The following is a 16,844-nucleotide window of genomic DNA, read 5'->3' as shown; positions in this document are numbered from 1 at the left end:
TTATGGCCTTAGACGGCATCGTCATACATGCAATTACCGATGATTTGCAGCGCTGCATTGGCGCCCGCATTCATAAAATCCATCAGCCCACTGCAAACGACCTCATCTTCAGTATTCGTGGAGCCGGAATGAGCGGCAAGCTGCTGCTGTCCGCCAATCCTACCTATCCGCGGCTTCATTGGACGACGGGCACATACGTCAATCCAATGGAAGCCCCGATGTTCTGCATGCTGCTGCGCAAATACTGCGAGGGCGGCGTCATTGAAGCAATCAGCCAAATCGGACGGGAACGAATTATACATATCGACATCCGGCACCGCGACGAGCTCGGCGACTTATCGTTGAAACGCATTGTTATTGAAATTATGGGGCGGCACAGCAACATTATTTTGCTGGATCCGGCTACCGGCATCATCCATGACGGCATCCATCATGTCACGCCTTCCATCAGCAGCTTCCGCATCGTCATGCCGGGCAGCAGCTACGTCTCTCCCCCTGACCAAGGAAAGCTTGATCCATTTGCTATTAACGAAGAGAACCAGTTCCACGAAGCGCTTCGCAAGCCGGAGACGGCTCATACGGAAGCAGCTGGCGATGAAGCTGACAGCACACCAGCAATAGAGAAGCAAGCTAGTGCAGATACTCCCGTTTTTCAGCAGCTTGTAGAAGCTTTCAGCGGTTTGAGTCCGCTGCTTGCCAAGGAGATTGCATACCGCGCTAATGAATCAGCAGATGCCTTATGGCCGAGCTTTTCTGCTTTGATGGACAAAGCAAAGCGGGGAGAATTTGAGCCCGCCATCGTAACGAACGCTAAAGGCAAAGCTTATTTTTCCATCACGGCGCTCACTCATTTGGAAGGGGAAACCGCAAGCTTCCCTAACGTCAGCGAAATGCTCGAAGCGTTCTATGGCGATAAAGCCGAGCGGGATACGGTGAAGCAGCGCGCCTCCGATCTAATCCGTTTTGTGCAAAACGAAAAAGCCAAAAACATTAAAAAAATCGACAAGCTGGAAGAAACGTTGGTTGACGCGCATGATGCCGATAAATACCGCGTCCTTGGTGAACTGCTTACCGCCTACATGCATCAAATCCAGCGTGGGGATAAGGTAGCGACATTGGTTAACTTTTATGATGAAAATCAAGCGACGGTCACGATAGAGCTTGATCCGCAGCTCACACCGTCTGACAATGCGCAGCGCTATTTCCGCCGCTATACGAAGCATAAGAACAGCATCGCTGTCGTTGGCGAGCAGATGGAGCTGGCCAAGGCCGAAATTGATTATTTGTCCTCCCTGCTTCAGCAGCTCGACAATGCGTCGCTTGCCGACACGGAGGAAATTCGCGAGGAGCTCGTTGCGCAGGGCTATCTGCGGGATCGCAGCAGCAAGCGCGGACCTAAACGCAAAAAAGCGGCACAGCCTTCTCTGCTCTGTTACACCTCTTCGGAAAATATTGCGATTTACGTAGGCAAAAACAATACGCAAAACGAATATTTGACGAACCGTCTCGCCTCATCCTCCGATACTTGGCTGCATACGAAGGACATCCCGGGCTCGCATGTCGTCATTCGCGGCGGCAGCTTTGGCGATGCTACACTTGAAGAGGCGGCTATGCTCGCGGCGCATTACAGTCAGGCGAGATCGTCCAGCATGATTCCGGTAGACTACACGTTGATTCGCCATGTGCATAAGCCGAGCGGCGCCAAGCCCGGCTTCGTCATCTATGATCATCAGAAGACGCTTTTCATTACGCCAGACGAACAGCGCATTAAAGCACTGCCTTCAAAAATCACCTAATTAAAGCAGTAGGCTTCAAAAGGCCAGCCTCATCTGTACAACCTGACCTTCCCTACATGGCCTAAATTGCCTGCATGCCATAAAAAGGACGTGAACCCGCTGCTAAGCACAGCTGGTCACGTCCTTTTCATTTAAAAAGACCTATCTTTACGAACTCACATCGTTCAATCCAGATTTCAATTGCTCCAAGACGCCCGCATCCACCGTCCGGCTGCCAATTGCGCCGTGAAATACTTTGCCTTCCCGTTCACCGTGATAATCAGAGCCTCCGGATACAATCAAGCCGTATTGCTCCGCAAGCTGCAAATATCTCGCTTCCTCCTGCGGGCCATGATCGGAATGATAAACCTCAATGCCCTGAACGCCGCCACTGCGGATCAATTCCTCCACCAGCTCATCGTTGCTGTATAAGCCTGGATGAGCCAGTACGCTCACGCCACCCGCTTCCTTGATCCACGTGATCGCTTCATAAGGATTCACGCGGGGCGGATTGACATAGGCTGCGCTTCCCGCAGCCAGATAACGGTCGAACGCCTCCCGCATGGTGGAAACTGCCCCTTTACGAATGAGCAGCTCCGCAATATGCGGACGGCCTACCGTCTTCCCGCCCGCCACATCGCCAGAGTGCTCCAGCGCGACCGCTGTAACCTCCTCCAGCGTTATGTCGATGCCCAGCTCTACCAGCTTGGCAACGATCAGCTCATTGCGTTTGTCACGAACTGAACGCAGCTCCGTAAGGCGCTGCTGCCACAACTCATCCCGCCAATTCGCATAATAGCCGAGCACATGTATATCCTGACCATCTGCGACCGTGCTTAGCTCTACTCCTGGCACCACCGTGATGCCTAATCGCTCGCCTTCCGCCAGCGCCTCTTCCACCCCAGCCATCGTATCATGGTCGGTGATCGCAATAGCTGCCAGCCCTGCTGCCTTTGCTAGCTGCACATTGTGGCTTGGAGAGCCTGTACCGTCGGAAGCCGTCGTATGTGTATGCAAATCAGCTTGTCTCATCTCACTGCTCCTCATAGCCATTTTCTCAAATCATTTTCTCTAAGAAATGTTAAAAAAGTGACCGCAGAAATCGGCAGCAGCGCGGATTTTAAATAAATCGAATAAAACTGCCGTTTAAACTTCGTATCTACAATCGGCACGCTATGCAGCAAGCCAAGCGCAATTTCATGCTTGGTCGATGAGGAGGACAGAAAAGAAATGCCTAATCCCGCTTCTACCGCACATTTTACCGCACCGGTGCTTCCAAGATCCATAACGACCTTAAGACCTGCAGGATCAATATTTTTGCGCTTCAACTGCTCTTCCATCACAAGCCTCGTTCCAGAGCCTTGCTCACGCAGCACAAAGGGATAGCTTGCCGCCTCAGTCAGCGTCACATCCGTCCGCCCCGCTAGCGGGTGGCCCTGCGGCACTACGAGATGCAGCTCATCGCTCATGACGGCCTCCATCTGCATATCCGGATGATTGACGGGCGCTTCAATGAGTCCAAAATTCAGCTGATGATTGATGATATCCTCCATAATTTGCGCCGTATTCATCACCTTCATGCTGATGGCAATGTCCGGATAAGCTTGACCGAAAGGGCCAAGCAGCCGCGGAAGTATGTATTCACCTATCGTCAGACTGCCACCAAGCAGCAGCCGTCCCTTTAATTGCTTCGTAAACAAGCTCATCGCTTGATCTGTATCTCTAATTAGCTCAATGCTGCGTCTTGCATACGGCATCAGCTCCTGCCCCGCTTCCGTCAGCTCGATTCGCTTTGTCGAACGCAGCAGCAGCTTCGTGCCAAAATAATCCTCCAGCGACTGAACCTGCATGGTCACGGCTGGCTGGGTCATATGGAGCGCTTGCGCCGCAGCTGAAAAGCTGCCTCGTTCCGCGACGGTATAAAAAATATGCAGTTGATGAAAATTAAGCGCCATCTGGCCGACCACCCTTTCCTTTGCCCTATATTATACTATATGGCTAGGCCAAAACGCACGAAAAAGCGCAGCTCTCGTTCATCGCACGGCTAGCTGCTGCTTCACCATGCTTGTGAATCGAAGATGCGCTTTCATTTTTAATTAAGTTTAAGGGCCAGATTATTTTTTCTTGCGGCTATTTTTAACGAGCGTCATTCGTCGGGAATGGCGCAGCCAGGAATAATAGGATTTCAAATCTCTAAGCTCCATCGTCTCCGACATGCGGCCAAGAAATGTCACGATAATCATTTTGTGCAGCGGGTTCCCCAAGATGTCCGTATCTGTCAGGGAAGGCGAAAATTCGGCTACGAACACCAAATCATTGTCAATTAAATAAACATCCTGTTCATTGCGGTAATACGACTCGATTCTGCCCTGCTTCAAGCATTCCCACAAAAATTCTGCGATGTCCTCATAGCCAGTTTTCTCATGTTCAACTCGATCAATCCAGCGGCTACGGGCATGATTCGTAATGACAATATCAGAAACTTTCATATCGCCCAGATCGACATAGAACGTTTCATAGGTGCTCCATCGTTTCGTCAACTTGTCCTTCATCACGAACCCTCCTCCTAAAGAACCAGGCCTTTATGACTATTATATCAAGTATTTTACCATGATTGACCGATTTTACAACAGAAAAAATGCTGAATCTCAAAAATAACAGTTGATGAGATGCCGCTACGACCGCGGTTCTGCTTATGATCCCGCTACAGGCTTGCTCACTCAGCATTACGCGTTCCTTTTCCGAAATCGATTTTAGCTTCTATCTTAAAGGAAGCTTCTTTCAGTATATTGCTAGGCATAAAAAAATAGCCGGGGTGGTTGTACTCCACCCGGGCTATTGCGCACAGCCTGTTCGCTGCCAGCAGCTACATGCTGTAAAATCTTGTTTTGTCTTCACTGTCTTTCGTATATTCCGTTCGCAGTTCATTCCGGAAGGAACGTTCAATTCTGCGAACGAAAGGCAAACGTCCAATATTGCGCAGCACTTCTTCGGCACGTTCGGCATTTACGTAGATGACGACATAGTGCATTTTGCGCGACATGTAATGAACGGTGCCGTGTTTTTCAAGCGATCTGGCCGCCTTTAGGTCACTGACCCATATAATATAACCCGTCCGTTCAGGTAACAATACGATTCCCTCCACCTGTGTAAAATTCACACCGAGCAGAGCCGCCTAGCCGCAACCGCCGCTTCCACAGCCGCATGATCCGCCGCTTCCGCAGCCGCCGCCGCTTGCTTCATTGCTCGGCACTTTAATCGTGTCCGATACTGATTCAGCAATGGTCCGTGATACCTCAAACAACATCGTATCAACAGCCTGCTCCGCTGATTTGAATCGAACGACCGCCTCGATTTGGGCGAGCTCAGCTTCAACCAGCTTAATTTTATCTTTGGCTGCATGAAAATCCGGATGAAAACGCCCAAAACGCTGGCATTCCTCAAACAGCTCTTTCGCCTTTTCGAACTTCCTGGTCAGCGCCTTAACATCAGCATCCTCGCTGACTGCGTCTTTCCAATATAAATATTCGGCAACTTCAGCCGACTGATTAATCCAATCACCCAGCTCGTAAGCACAAAGCAGCAGCGACGCCATATCGAGCGAAGAAACACCGCTTGCACCTTCAGGGTGTATGGGTAGAACAGCCGAGAGCTCCTTAGTAGCAGGCATTTTTCCACCTCATCTCATTCGCTTACTTTCTTATCTATCATAGCATACTAGCTTAAATAGTACATACCATTTTATGTATGAAAATTAATTCCTGGAACAAGCAACCGCATAGCCTGCCAGCTTTCAGGCGACAACCTGACGCTGGCTCCGTATTGTGCGCCTGAGAAGCTCCCCGTAACGGACCAACTATTGGATTCAGCATGCAGCTCCCAAGGTACAAAAACAGCCAATCCTTCCTCCAAATGCAGCTCGACAGGTGTTTGCCACTGCAGCGCACGCTCCATCATCTCCCGGCTTGTGGAATGATGGTAGGCGCGGCGCTGGCTCAGCCAGCTTGCGGGAATTTGCTTTAGCCCCGCATAGCTTCCCTGCTTGTTCTCTTCATCATGCTGAATAAGCTCATAATGGCCCAGCCAGTCCTCAGGCCCTGCTTTGGGTGCAGCCATTCCAGAGTCGGGATACAGCCGGAAACCAGCCGCAGGCTGCTGCTGGGAGCTACCCTGAAAGGAAGGGTAGTCTCTGCCTTTGCCAATGTTCCCAACACCCGGCACTGGCTTGCCCAGCTGGCCCAACCTGCTTCCCCAGTCCCGCAGCAGTAGAGCTGCTTCTGCTGCTGCGTCCTGGCTCCCGGATGCCCATTCCAGAAAAGCGAGCATCGCTGCTTCCGTTCGGCCAAAAGCTATTGCCCGTTCGATCGACTTGCGGCTAAGCCGGTACAGCCCCTGCTGCTCCTCGTTCACCCGCTCTGCCATCAGCTCGAGCTCCCAGCGTATACGCCCGTCGCATTCCGGAAGGACGATAATTTCCCCATTTGGCTGCACAATGACAGCTTCTCTTTCACTTGAAAGTGGTGCTGATGAACGGTCTGTTCCGTGCTGGGGATCCATCATCCAGCGAAACCAGCTGCGTTCCCCCGGCCATTCGATCCGCTCAAGCCAGCCGAAAGCTTGCAGCGTATCTAACCAGCCCAGCAACTGCTGCTTATCGCTCAAAGCCAATTGTCCAGCCGCAGTTGCAACAGCCTCACCCTGCACATGCTGCAGCCACGCTTCAGCCTCATACCAAGGCCCCATGGTTAGCACAGACAATGTCGATGCGCCATGCGCCAAAAGCGGCTTTCTATACAAATAATGCTCCACAATGAGGCTGTGCAGATAAGCTTCTCGGGCAAAGCTGTTTAAAATCAGCCACTGCTCCAGCTTATCCTTTACCCATAAGAGCCGCCCCTCTTCCTCCTCAAGCACGCCTAATCTTATAGCCGTTTCCAAAATAAAGGCAGGTATGCGCCCGTATTGGCGTATCCGATCATCCGATACATTTAAGCAAGCGATATTTTCCTCCGTTAGCGTAACGGAGATCCCAAGGCGGGCTATTATTTTTTTTGGCAATATTCCCTTATTCGTCAGCGTAAGCCCGCTTCGTGCGAGCTCCGTCCAGGCATCAAGCAATTGAAGTCCCAGCAGCCTCCCGGAGGCTTGAAACTGCACCTCTTCCTCCGCCAAAGCGTCCATTGCCTTCGGCTCCAAATGGTAGGGAAACAGCAGCTGCTGCCACAGCGCAAAGCTGTCGCGAGGCATAAAATATACGCGCTCGCCCCAATTGCGGCTTACCGAAAATACGAGCCCGCCGCGCTGCAGCTCCGCGAGAGCCCAGCGAAACTCCGCTCCTGACATGCGCGCCTGCTTCGGGCCGAGTCGAAAAAGCCTCTCCTCAGGAGCTGGATCAGCGCCGGCAAGCTTTATGATCGCTTTCAGCGCCGCAAGCGTCGTAGAAGATAGCGATTGGATTGCCTCAAGCATGGAGCGCCGATCTTTAACAGCATCGCTCCACTGCTTATTCTCTTTAGCCGCATACCACCACATCGGTGCTTCCATAAACGTTTGCTGCCGATAATCCGTCAGCTTGTCGGCGAGCTCGTGGACGTACATTTTTTATCCCCCTACATCATTTACCTACCTGCTGCCCTTATTCATGCAGAGATGCTCCTCGTGATTCCAGCGCATAGCGATATCCCTGCTCCACCATGAACAGCTGGCGCCGCAAGGCAAAATCCAGCTCCTTGGTGCCATCGCTGACAACGGTATAAAACCACGCTTCGTTTCTTCCTTGCTTTGGTCTGAGAATGCGCCCAATGCGCTGAGCCTCCTCCTGCCTGGAGCCATAGCTGCCCGATATTTGAATAGCTACTGCCGCATCCGGCAAATCCACAGCGAAATTGGCAACCTTTGAAACCGCCAGCACCGGAACCTCACCCGAGCGAAAACGATCATACAGCAGCTGGCGCTTATTCTGCTCCAGCTCTCCGGTTATAACGGGAATCGCGAGCGCTTCGGCAACCGCATGCAGCTGATCTAAATATTGTCCGATAATGAGCGTCGGCACGCCTTCATGACGCTTCAGCAGTTCCGTAATTACATCTGCCTTCGACGGATTTTCTGCCGCAAGCCGCAATTGGGAACGGGGAGCGGCAGCTGCATAACGCTTACGGACAGCCTCATCCAGCGGTATGCGAATTTCGGTGCAATGAACAGCCGCAATATGTCCCTCTGCTTCAACTGCCTTCCACAGCCATTCATACTGCTTCGGACCAATAAGCGAAAAGACGTCCTCCGCACAGCCATCCTCGCGTACGAGCGTTGCCGTTAGGCCAAGCCTCCTCGTCGCTTGAATGTCTGCCGTCATTCGAAATACAGGCGCAGGCAGCAAATGCACCTCATCATAAATAATGAGCCCCCAGTCGCGCTCGGAAAATAAATTCATATGCTGATAGGCCGCCGACTTCACCTTGCGGCTCGTCAAAATTTGATAGGTGGCAATCGTAACCGGCCGCACTTGCTTCTTCCCGCCAGCATATTCTCCGATATGATCTTCCTGCAGCGTTGTTTTGTCCAGCAGCTCGCGCTTCCACTGCTGGACCGAGGTTGTGCTTGAGGTCAAAATCAGTGTTGCGCTGCTTAGCTTTGCAAGAGCAGCCAGTCCCACAACCGTCTTGCCTGCGCCGCATGGCAGCACGACGACCCCGCTGCCACCATGCACGGAGCCTTCAGCGCAGAAAACATCTACCGCCTGCTGCTGATAGGCTCGCAGCTCGAACGGCTTGCCTTGGCGGGTTACCTCGCGCAGCTGCACCGTCAGCGCCTCGCCGGCGTGATAACCCGCCTGATCAATGACGGGGTAGCTGAGCCGGGCCAGCTCCTGCTTAAGCAGCCCCCGCTCCTCCCTGCGAACTTCTACACCTAGGCCGTTCAGGCATGCTGCCAAGTCCGGGCTAGCTAATTTCGGCCCAATTTTCGGATGGCGAGCCAGCTCCGTGAGCAGCTCCGCGCTGCCGCTGAGCATGAGCTTGTCTCCCGCTAGCTCTAAATGCAGCTTTCCATACCGTCCCATCCATTTGCGTATGCTCATTTCCGCATAGCCCGGGATGCTCGATGATGCATACTTCATCAGCAGCGCTATGACGTCCTCCGCCGCCATTCCTGAAGCGCAGGCTTGCCATAACGTCATGGCCGTCATCCGGTACGTATGCCAACCGCCTGGGCGCTTGACGAGCTCTGCGAAAGCAAGCAGCATGCCAGCGGCTTCCTCTGCCCCGGCCTGCTTCATATTGAGCAGCAGCGTCATATCGCTTTGAACAATAAGCAGCTTGCTGCTTGGTCCCAGCATGTTATCCCCTCCTTTTTTTCAGCGTGCAGCATGCCATTAGCAAAACGGCAAAGCCAACCCACCGGCCATAATGGCCACCTATAGGAGCAGTATGCGGAAACAGGCCCTATTTTATGCAAGCATAAAAGTCGTTGTTATCGTTAGCTGGTCATATAAAAAGAGAGCATGCCACCATAATCCTGGCATACTCTCCATTTATCGTGCTGCTACCGCCATGCTCATCCAGCACGCAGTTTAATACCATTTAATGCTCCGACACATAATCCTCAGCAAGCCGTATGAGCAGCTCTGCGGATTTAAGCATGGCGCCTTCTTCGAAATCGAACTTAGGATGATGATGGGAATAGCTGGTTGATATCTCTCCATTGCCCGCGCCTACCATCATAAAGCAGCCAGGAACCTCGTCCAAATAGTAGGAAAAGTCTTCTGCTACCATCATTTCATCACCCCGCACCGCATTGCCTTCTCCAAGCATCGGCTCCGCTATGCGAAAAAAACGCTCCGCTTCATGCTCATTATTAATGACGGCAGGATAGCCGACGCGAAGCTGAAAATCGTATTTGGCTCCATACATTTGGCATGTATGCTCAATAACTTGCTTCAAGCGCTCATGAATAGAATAACGGCTTTCCTCATCGAAGGATCGAACCGTACCTTTCATCAAACAGCGTTCGGCAATGACATTATTCGTCGATCCCGCTTGAAAAGATCCTATGGAAATGACCGACGGATGCAGCGGATTGATGCTCCGGCTAACAATCGATTGAATCGACTGGACGAGCGACGCCCCAACCACAATCGTATCAATTCCTTTATGCGGCATACCGCCATGTCCGCCCAGCCCGACAATTTCAATTGTAAATTCATCGGCTGCAGCCATGAAAGCGCCTGCTCTTGTCGATACTTGCCCAAAAGGGAGCGGAGCCCACAGATGAATGCCATAGATAACATCCACGCCTTCAAGCGCTCCGTCCTTAATCATATGAATGGCACCGCCCGGCGTCACTTCCTCAGCAGGCTGGAACAACAGTCTCCGCTCGCCTTTAATATCGCTGCGATGCTCCTGATAGAACTTCGCTATGGCCAGCATCGACGACGTATGACCATCGTGTCCGCAGGCATGCATAATTCCGGGTACGGTTGATGCATAATCACACTGCTTCTCATCTTGAATCGGCAACGCATCAATATCGGCGCGCAGAGCCACGACTGGACCAGGCTGATCGCCTTTTATCGTCACAACGATTCCATATCCGCCTACACCTTCCTCAAACTCGCAGCCGAATTCCGCCAGCTTCCCTGCGATCCATCTTGAGGTTTTCTCCTCTTGGAAGGATAGTTCAGGATGCTGATGGAGGTATCTCCGCCACTGCACCATCTCTGGATAAAGATGTTGCAGCTTTTCTAACGCATAGACACTGGTCAACATAACAGCAAACCTCCTTCACCTTTTACACAAATAACAGACCTGTCGTCTTAAGCGAGTTAACTTACTCTATTTTAACAGAACGAAGCTCACATAAGGAAGCTTAATTGCAGGAATGTTTATTTCTGATTGCTTTGTCGTCGTGGGTAAGGCTTGCACTGGCTGGGGAAACATACTATCATGAGAAATGAATGTTCAACAATTGGTTTTTGAATAATGAGGAGGAAACATCATGATTATTGAGAATACCGGTTTGAACGGTGTTCAGAGCGAGCTGTTCCATCTGGATGAATCAGCAGAAAAGCTCGGCTTCGTTCGTTGGCAGTGGGAATACTACCGCGCTACATATGATTTGAAACTGGAAGATAAGGCTACGAACGCTGAGTACTTTTTGCGCATCAATACGCGTGCCATTGAAGGAAAGCTTGAATCTCCACATGCTGTACTTGCAATTGAAGCCGTATACATTGGCAGAGCAACGTTCCCGCATGGCATGGAGTATGAATCCCCGGTGCCACAGCCTATTTTGAACACAGCTACGCAGCGATTGCAGCAACTAAAGCAATTGCTTGACTAGTATGAGCAAAACGCAAAACGGCAGCCGTGGCAGGCCAGATTTTCTGCTTCTAATTTTCACGCTTCTGCTCGTTGGTTTTGGGCTCGTGATGGTATTCAGCGCGAGCTCAAGCATTGCCTTGTATTCACCAAAGTATTTGAATGATCCGCTTTATTTTGTTAAAAAACAGGCTGTTTTTGCTGCAGCAGGCGTATTCTTCATGCTCATACTAATGAATATTCGGTATGAATTTTATAAAAAGTCTTTTTTGCTTTTCTTTATTCCTGTCGTTATTTTACTTGCCATCGTTCCTTTTGTGAGTGATAACATTAACGGCGCACACAGCTGGCTACAAATAGGGCCACTAACTATACAGCCAACTGAGCCGGCAAAGCTCGCACTGATTTTGTACTTGGGAGCACTCATTTCCAAAAAAGGCGAAAAATTCCGCGACTTCAAAAAAGGTCTCGTTCCCGTCATTTTTGTTACAGGCTTTATCTGTTTCCTGATTATGCTGCAGCCGGATTTAGGCTCCTGTATGGTGCTAGCAGGCTGTGCAACCGTTATGATTATGGCCGGCGGCGCAAACTTGAAGCAGGTATTCGTAACCGGCGTTCTAATGGGACTCGTGCTTACTGTTGTAGTTAGCATTTCTATAGCGATCAGCCCGACAAAATGGTCGTACCGTATTGCCCGCTTTACTGCTTTCTTGGATCCTGTGGCAGACAAGCAGGATACGGGGCTTCAGCTTGTTTCCTCTTTACAGGCTTTAGGACATGGCGGCTTGACTGGAGCAGGCTTCGGTGAAAGTGTACAAAAACTGCATTATTTGACCTATGCGTATAATGATTTTATTTTTGCCATTATCGCGGAGGAATTTGGCTTTATTGGCGCCTCGGTTTTTATTTTATTTTTTCTGGCTTTTTTATGGCGTTGCCTGATCGTCGCTCTGCGCTGCTCGGATCAATACGGCACCATTATTGGCGTCGGCATTGTTGGGCTGTTCAGCATACAGACATTCATTAACATTGGCGGCGTAACAGGCGCTATACCGCTGACTGGGGTAACACTCCCTTTCATCAGCTACGGCGGTTCATCGCTTATGGCCTGCCTTATGTGTATTGGCGTATTGCTCAGCATTTCCCGAGAAGCGAATCGCCATGCAAAGCCGAAAAACAAACGTCAAAACTAAAACAAGCTTCCCACCTGCTATGAGGCGTGGAAGCTTGTTTATTGTTGTGTCGTTATATCAGAATGAACGGCTTTATCCGCCCGTGCGGTACAAGCCATCACCGATTATTTTATACGCGGGGTAGCTGTTTCCTCAAACACTTCTTCTTCCTTAAACACAACGCCTTCTACTTTAACATTCACTTCAACGACTTGAAGACCGGTCATATTCGATACCGATTCCCTTACATTGAGCTGCAGTTGGCGGCATACTTCCTGAATAGGAATGCCATAATGTACGATAATACGCAAATCAATTGCGGCTTCGAGCTGTCCGACTTCCACGGAAACACCCTTCTGCACGTTTTTCCCGCTTAGGCGTTTTGCAAGCCCTTCGGAAATCCCGCCAGACATGGCTGCTATACCTGGAGTCTCAAGTGCGGCGAGTCCCGCGATTGTTGCTACTACGTCATCAGAAATACGAATAATGCCTGTTTTAAGGTCCTCGGTCATCTTCTTCACTCCTCCATTTGCTATATATGTATATTGTACTGGATGGATTAACCGGAAGCAACTTTTGTCGATTAAAATAACGGTTATCTGTCGAATAGAATTGGATATATTATATAACAGGTTTGCAGATTTTCACAAAGGGGGTGGCCATTTGAGACAGAAGCTGTTTTTCACTGGATTAATCGTCATGTTCGCCTTCAGTGCAATCGCTCATTTCGCCCATCTGGATATGACGCTGCAATTTGCTGTCTCCGCTATAGCAATTGTATTTGCAGCGGGCTTCCTCGGGAAAGCGACGGAAAGCGTCGCTCACTATGCCGGTCAGCGGCTCGGCGGCTTTCTCAATGCGACATTCGGCAATGCCGCGGAGCTGATCATCGCTTTTTTCCTCGTCAAGGAAGGACTGTTCGACATGGTAAAAGCTAGCATTACCGGCTCCATTATCGGCAATTTGCTGCTCGTGCTAGGGCTCAGCCTGCTCGCCGGCGGCCTTAAATTCAAGCAGCAGCATTTCAATCAGCAGCTGGCCCAGCATAACTCGACTCTAATGCTGCTTGCCGTCATCGGCTTGTTCGTGCCAGCCATCTTCGTTGGAGCCGAGCATTTCACGATGGAGAAAGATCATTTTCTCAGTCTATCTGTTGCGGTCATTTTGATTTTGGCTTACGTACTGTGGCTGCTCTTTTCCATGGTGACACACAAACAAATGCTGGCAGACAGCGAAATGAGCGCTGATCATGGCGAGGCGCCTGCATGGTCTAAGGGCCGCTCCGTCCTTATGCTCGTTGTAGCTACCGTTATGGTCGCTTTTATTAGCGAATGGCTTGTACACACGCTGGATACGTTTACAACGCGTTTTGGGCTGTCTGAGCTGTTTGTAGGGGCCTTCATCATTGCCATTGTCGGCAATGCTGCAGAGCACAGCGCTGCTGTTATGCTGGCACTGCGCAACAAAATCGGGGCAGCCGTCGAAATTGCGATCGGCAGCAGCCTGCAAATCGCCCTGTTCGTCGCTCCCGTGCTCATTATTGCCAGCGCATTAATGGGCAAAACGATGGACATTATTTTTACACCGATTGAGCTTACCGCTATCGCAGTATCCGTCTTTATCGCAAAATCCGTATCGGGCGATGGACAAACCAACTGGTACGAAGGTTCGCTGCTGCTTATGGTTTATTGTATTTTGGGCATTGCTTTTTATTTGGTATAAAGGACGGGAGTTTGTTGAAAAAGGATCTGGACTGCGCACAAGGCTTAACCATATAGCTAAACAGATAGACACAAAGTAAGACAGACAAAAAAAAGGAGCAGGCCGCATGGTACGCCTACTCCTTTCTATTCAACGCTTCGTAAAGCTGAGCCAGATTGCGCTCCAACCGACTTAGCAGCTCCTTGCCGCTATGCTCAGCGATCAATCCTGCGCGTACTGCAAAATCAATTTCCCGCGAGAATCCATACATCTGCGTGTCCAATACTTCCTCGTACAGCGGACATTGACGGGTCGTCAAGTTCTCCATCTGAACCTCAATCAATTTCTCTATTTTAGCCGCATCCTCCATAAGGAGACGAAGAGCTTTCTCATGCAATTGAACCGTGACTTCCGGTGAAGACATCGTTTTCCCCCCTAATGCGTGTACCCGCCGTCGTCTATACCTTTTATATTAGACGAAAAAGAGCCAATACACAAGGACAAAACAGAAAAGCGCCCCTTCGGCTAGCAAAGAGGCGCATGTACTGGTGTAACCTGTTTATTCAGAAACAACTGCAATATTCAGGTTATGCTTAGCGAAAACAGCTGCCATTGCGGCTTTTGCTTCTTCAGCATCTGGTCCATGGACGTGAAGCTCGTAGGAGTGACCGCCTACCAGCGTAGTAAACAATCCCAAAATACTTTTAACATCAATATATTTGTTATCTGCTTGCAGAACGATTGATGAGCGGAATTGACCTGCTGCTTGGGATATTTCTACAATAGCTGCGTTGTTAGACATGGGGAACCCCTCCAATTAAATTAGTAAAGCTTACCTTCGAAATCATGATAACCTGAAATTAAAGATCGGGCAAGAGGCAAATTGTAAAACGCTTCTTTTTCATTTATTTCAAATTTTCGGAATTTAATGCCTCTAGCTCCGGAATAACGAAGTGTCCATCCTTGCGGATCAGCACATCATCGAAATAAATTTCCCCTCCGCCATATTCTGGACGCTGAATGAGCACTAGGTCCCAGTGAACGGACGATCGATTTCCATTGTCTGTTTCATCATAAGCACGGCCTGGTGTAAAGTGCAGGCTTCCGGCAATTTTCTCATCAAATAAAGTGTCATTCATCGGGTGCAAAATATGCGGATTAAAGCCAATTGCAAATTCGCCAATATAGCGAGCGCCCTCATCCATATCCAAAATCTCATTCAAGCGCGCCGTATCGCTGCTGGTCGCTTTGACGATTTTGCCATTTTCAAACGTAAAGCAAATGTCCGAAAAGGTTACGCCTGAATATACGCTGGGTGCATTGTAGGAAATGGTGCCTTGTACCGAGTCGCGCACAGGTGCCGAAAATACTTCCCCATCCGGAATATTGCGGTGGCCGGAGCATTTTTTGGAACCGATATTTTTAATGGAAAAAGTAAGATCGGTGCCTGGCGATACAATTCTTACACGATCGGTTTTGTTCATCAAAGCCTGAAGCGGGTCCATCGCTTTGTCCATTTTGGCATAATCCAAATTACATACATTAAAATAAAAATCTTCAAACGATTCCGTGCTCATCTTCGCCAGCTGCGCCATGGATTCGTTCGGATAACGCATTACAACCCAGCGCGTACGCTTTACCCGCTGATTCATATGTACAGCATCGCGATAAATTTGCTCATACAGCCGCATTTTATCTTCCGGAACGTCGCTCATTTCATTGACATTGCCACCTGCGCGAATGCCGATGTAAGCATCCATTTGCTTCATGCGCTGCAAATCATATTTCGTCCACTCTTCGATTTGCTCTTTGCTTCCGTTTCGCAGCAGCGTGCGCGTCACCGCAGGGTCTGTAATTTCCACAAAAGGTCTGCCGCCAAGCTTCGCTACCTCTTCAATTAAAGCTTTCGTCAGCTCGCGCTCCGAGCCGATCACTTCAATAAGTACATTTTCTCCTGGCTGAACGCCGATGGAATAGCCTGCCAAATTGGCAGCTAGCTGCTGAATTCTTGGGTCACGCATGTTAAACTCTCCTCCAAATCATTGCTTCTCTATCGTTGATTACTACCAACTCCATCGTAACATGTTTAACGGGTGCGTGCATCCTTCATGGGGAAGGGGTGCCGTCAAAAGCGCTGAGCGAGATGTTCGTCGTCCGCTTCTCCGTAATCCGCTTTCCCTGCTTTTGATAGGCAAATGTCGTTTGCTCCTGCAACTGGAGCGGCACCAGCTTGCTGCGGTCGATCGTCAGCACGTATTGTCCATCCACCTCTAAGGTAGACAGCATTTGCTTCAGCTCCTGATGAGACTTCTCATACGTGCGCAGCCATTCCTGCCGGAGCGCTCCTTCCTTAGCGGGAGCCTGGCTCGCGAGCGCCGCCATTTCTGCCGTCAAGCGCTTCTCCCACCTTTTCTTCGCTGCCTCCTTGTCTACGGCCGCATGAAGCACGAGATGCCCTTCTGCTGTTGCCGCCGTTTGAATACTTACCTTATTTGTCGCTTGCTGAATCTCCTTAAGCAGCTCCGCTGGCGCGAAGGATTCACTCTGATCCGCAGCAGTTGCTGCATACGATTTGACCTGCTTATGATCCACTACTTCACCCGAAAAGCGCCGCGGAGTATAGCTCCAGCCATCTGCTCCAATAATGGAAGTGGTGCCGCTGAAGCTGTATTTATCCGTTGCTGCAAGCCCTGCTGCTGATAAAGAAAGCCATTGCTCCGGCGTTCGTTTGTCTGCCATATCCATACAGCCGCTCAGACATGCCATGTTAGTGAATAAAGCTAGTAGAACAGCCAGCTTAATTGTTTTCATTTTTCTTCCCTCCAAAAGGTTGCTTTTCCTTTCCCTAGCTTCCCCGAAGCAGCAGGCTCCTTATTCCTTTC

At 50.2% G+C, this 16,844-nt stretch carries 17 protein-coding genes; 4 read left to right on the top strand and 13 right to left on the bottom strand.

What is annotated here, in order from left to right; all coding sequences use genetic code 11:
• Positions 1-2: 2 nt before the first annotated feature.
• A complete protein-coding gene (locus ABEW34_RS02300) occupies positions 3-1,796 on the top strand; it encodes an Rqc2 family fibronectin-binding protein (RefSeq protein WP_430154487.1) in 1,794 nt (597 codons plus the stop codon).
• Positions 1,797-1,943: 147 nt separating this feature from the next.
• On the opposite strand, the gene ABEW34_RS02295 is transcribed toward ABEW34_RS02300, so the two are convergent.
• The 8 genes from ABEW34_RS02295 to ABEW34_RS02260 all read right to left on the bottom strand — a co-directional run bounded on the left by ABEW34_RS02295 (position 1,944) and on the right by ABEW34_RS02260 (position 10,537).
• Positions 1,944-2,807 carry a PHP domain-containing protein gene (locus tag ABEW34_RS02295; protein WP_430154486.1) on the bottom strand — a complete coding sequence of 288 codons (864 nt, stop codon included), beginning with the start codon at positions 2,805-2,807 and terminating at the stop codon, positions 1,944-1,946.
• 11 nt (positions 2,808-2,818) lie between these two features.
• Positions 2,819-3,730 carry a selenium metabolism-associated LysR family transcriptional regulator gene (locus tag ABEW34_RS02290; protein ID WP_341282344.1) on the bottom strand — a complete coding sequence of 304 codons (912 nt, stop codon included), beginning with the start codon at positions 3,728-3,730 and terminating at the stop codon, positions 2,819-2,821.
• Positions 3,731-3,889: 159 nt separating this feature from the next.
• Positions 3,890-4,327, bottom strand: coding sequence for a hypothetical protein (locus ABEW34_RS02285; RefSeq protein WP_046230588.1), 438 nt, complete (start codon positions 4,325-4,327; stop codon positions 3,890-3,892).
• Positions 4,328-4,641: 314 nt separating this feature from the next.
• On the bottom strand, positions 4,642-4,905 hold the full coding sequence (locus ABEW34_RS02280; protein WP_046230587.1) for a YlbG family protein: 264 nt from the start codon (positions 4,903-4,905) through the stop codon (positions 4,642-4,644).
• Positions 4,906-4,950: 45 nt separating this feature from the next.
• Positions 4,951-5,445: a YlbF family regulator gene (locus ABEW34_RS02275; RefSeq protein WP_081418931.1), complete on the bottom strand. Its 495-nt coding sequence runs from the start codon at positions 5,443-5,445 to the stop codon at positions 4,951-4,953.
• Between the two features lie 71 nt (positions 5,446-5,516).
• Positions 5,517-7,373 carry a helicase-associated domain-containing protein gene (locus tag ABEW34_RS02270; RefSeq protein ID WP_430154484.1) on the bottom strand — a complete coding sequence of 619 codons (1,857 nt, stop codon included), beginning with the start codon at positions 7,371-7,373 and terminating at the stop codon, positions 5,517-5,519.
• 37 nt (positions 7,374-7,410) lie between these two features.
• Positions 7,411-9,108: a DNA repair helicase XPB gene (locus ABEW34_RS02265; RefSeq protein ID WP_430154483.1), complete on the bottom strand. Its 1,698-nt coding sequence runs from the start codon at positions 9,106-9,108 to the stop codon at positions 7,411-7,413.
• Between the two features lie 244 nt (positions 9,109-9,352).
• Positions 9,353-10,537 (bottom strand): M20 metallopeptidase family protein, encoded by a 1,185-nt coding sequence (locus ABEW34_RS02260; protein ID WP_430154481.1) that lies wholly within the window; start codon positions 10,535-10,537, stop codon positions 9,353-9,355.
• Positions 10,538-10,766: 229 nt separating this feature from the next.
• On the opposite strand from ABEW34_RS02260, the gene ABEW34_RS02255 reads away from it, so the two are divergent.
• A complete protein-coding gene (locus ABEW34_RS02255; protein ID WP_430154479.1) occupies positions 10,767-11,111 on the top strand; it encodes a YugN family protein in 345 nt (114 codons plus the stop codon).
• Between the two features lies 1 nt (position 11,112).
• Positions 11,113-12,282, top strand: coding sequence for a putative lipid II flippase FtsW (gene ftsW, locus ABEW34_RS02250; protein ID WP_430154477.1), 1,170 nt, complete (start codon positions 11,113-11,115; stop codon positions 12,280-12,282).
• Positions 12,283-12,386: 104 nt separating this feature from the next.
• Here the strand turns inward: ftsW and ABEW34_RS02245 are convergent, their stop codons facing one another.
• Positions 12,387-12,773, bottom strand: a complete 387-nt coding sequence (locus tag ABEW34_RS02245) for an Asp23/Gls24 family envelope stress response protein (RefSeq protein ID WP_056038629.1) — start codon at positions 12,771-12,773, stop codon at positions 12,387-12,389.
• Positions 12,774-12,924: 151 nt separating this feature from the next.
• On the opposite strand from ABEW34_RS02245, the gene cax reads away from it, so the two are divergent.
• A complete protein-coding gene (cax, locus tag ABEW34_RS02240; protein WP_430154475.1) occupies positions 12,925-13,983 on the top strand; it encodes a calcium/proton exchanger in 1,059 nt (352 codons plus the stop codon).
• Between the two features lie 115 nt (positions 13,984-14,098).
• Here cax and ABEW34_RS02235 read toward each other — a convergent pair whose 3' ends face one another.
• The 4 genes from ABEW34_RS02235 to ABEW34_RS02220 form a co-directional block, all read right to left on the bottom strand.
• Positions 14,099-14,386 carry a YlaN family protein gene (locus ABEW34_RS02235; RefSeq protein WP_056038636.1) on the bottom strand — a complete coding sequence of 96 codons (288 nt, stop codon included), beginning with the start codon at positions 14,384-14,386 and terminating at the stop codon, positions 14,099-14,101.
• 135 nt (positions 14,387-14,521) lie between these two features.
• Positions 14,522-14,764, bottom strand: coding sequence for an HPr family phosphocarrier protein (locus tag ABEW34_RS02230; RefSeq protein ID WP_046230579.1), 243 nt, complete (start codon positions 14,762-14,764; stop codon positions 14,522-14,524).
• Positions 14,765-14,867: 103 nt separating this feature from the next.
• Positions 14,868-15,983 carry an aminopeptidase gene (locus tag ABEW34_RS02225; RefSeq protein ID WP_430154473.1) on the bottom strand — a complete coding sequence of 372 codons (1,116 nt, stop codon included), beginning with the start codon at positions 15,981-15,983 and terminating at the stop codon, positions 14,868-14,870.
• Positions 15,984-16,068: 85 nt separating this feature from the next.
• On the bottom strand, positions 16,069-16,773 hold the full coding sequence (locus ABEW34_RS02220) for a hypothetical protein (RefSeq protein ID WP_430154471.1): 705 nt from the start codon (positions 16,771-16,773) through the stop codon (positions 16,069-16,071).
• Between the last annotated feature and the right edge of the window lie 71 nt (positions 16,774-16,844).

Source organism: Paenibacillus algorifonticola (assembly GCF_050481745.1).
In the GTDB taxonomy this organism is placed as follows: Bacteria; Bacillota; Bacilli; order Paenibacillales; family Paenibacillaceae; genus Pristimantibacillus; species Pristimantibacillus algorifonticola_A.
This window is presented reverse-complemented; position numbering and strand designations above follow the sequence as displayed.

Bases quoted from the DNA above. Each gene is read 5' to 3' on its own strand.
- ABEW34_RS02300 (WP_430154487.1), top strand. From the start codon at position 3: ATGGCCTTAGACGGCATCGTCATACATGCAATTACCGATGATTTGCAG.
- ABEW34_RS02295 (WP_430154486.1), bottom strand. From the start codon at position 2,807: ATGAGACAAGCTGATTTGCATACACATACGACGGCTTCCGACGGTACA.
- ABEW34_RS02290 (WP_341282344.1), bottom strand. From the start codon at position 3,730: ATGGCGCTTAATTTTCATCAACTGCATATTTTTTATACCGTCGCGGAA.
- ABEW34_RS02285 (WP_046230588.1), bottom strand. From the start codon at position 4,327: ATGAAGGACAAGTTGACGAAACGATGGAGCACCTATGAAACGTTCTAT.
- ABEW34_RS02275 (WP_081418931.1), bottom strand. From the start codon at position 5,445: ATGCCTGCTACTAAGGAGCTCTCGGCTGTTCTACCCATACACCCTGAA.
- ABEW34_RS02270 (WP_430154484.1), bottom strand. From the start codon at position 7,373: ATGTACGTCCACGAGCTCGCCGACAAGCTGACGGATTATCGGCAGCAA.
- ABEW34_RS02265 (WP_430154483.1), bottom strand. From the start codon at position 9,108: ATGCTGGGACCAAGCAGCAAGCTGCTTATTGTTCAAAGCGATATGACG.
- ABEW34_RS02260 (WP_430154481.1), bottom strand. From the start codon at position 10,537: ATGTTGACCAGTGTCTATGCGTTAGAAAAGCTGCAACATCTTTATCCA.
- ABEW34_RS02255 (WP_430154479.1), top strand. From the start codon at position 10,767: ATGATTATTGAGAATACCGGTTTGAACGGTGTTCAGAGCGAGCTGTTC.
- ftsW (WP_430154477.1), top strand. From the start codon at position 11,113: ATGAGCAAAACGCAAAACGGCAGCCGTGGCAGGCCAGATTTTCTGCTT.
- ABEW34_RS02245 (WP_056038629.1), bottom strand. From the start codon at position 12,773: ATGACCGAGGACCTTAAAACAGGCATTATTCGTATTTCTGATGACGTA.
- ABEW34_RS02235 (WP_056038636.1), bottom strand. From the start codon at position 14,386: ATGTCTTCACCGGAAGTCACGGTTCAATTGCATGAGAAAGCTCTTCGT.
- ABEW34_RS02230 (WP_046230579.1), bottom strand. From the start codon at position 14,764: ATGTCTAACAACGCAGCTATTGTAGAAATATCCCAAGCAGCAGGTCAA.
- ABEW34_RS02225 (WP_430154473.1), bottom strand. From the start codon at position 15,983: ATGCGTGACCCAAGAATTCAGCAGCTAGCTGCCAATTTGGCAGGCTAT.
- ABEW34_RS02220 (WP_430154471.1), bottom strand. From the start codon at position 16,773: ATGAAAACAATTAAGCTGGCTGTTCTACTAGCTTTATTCACTAACATG.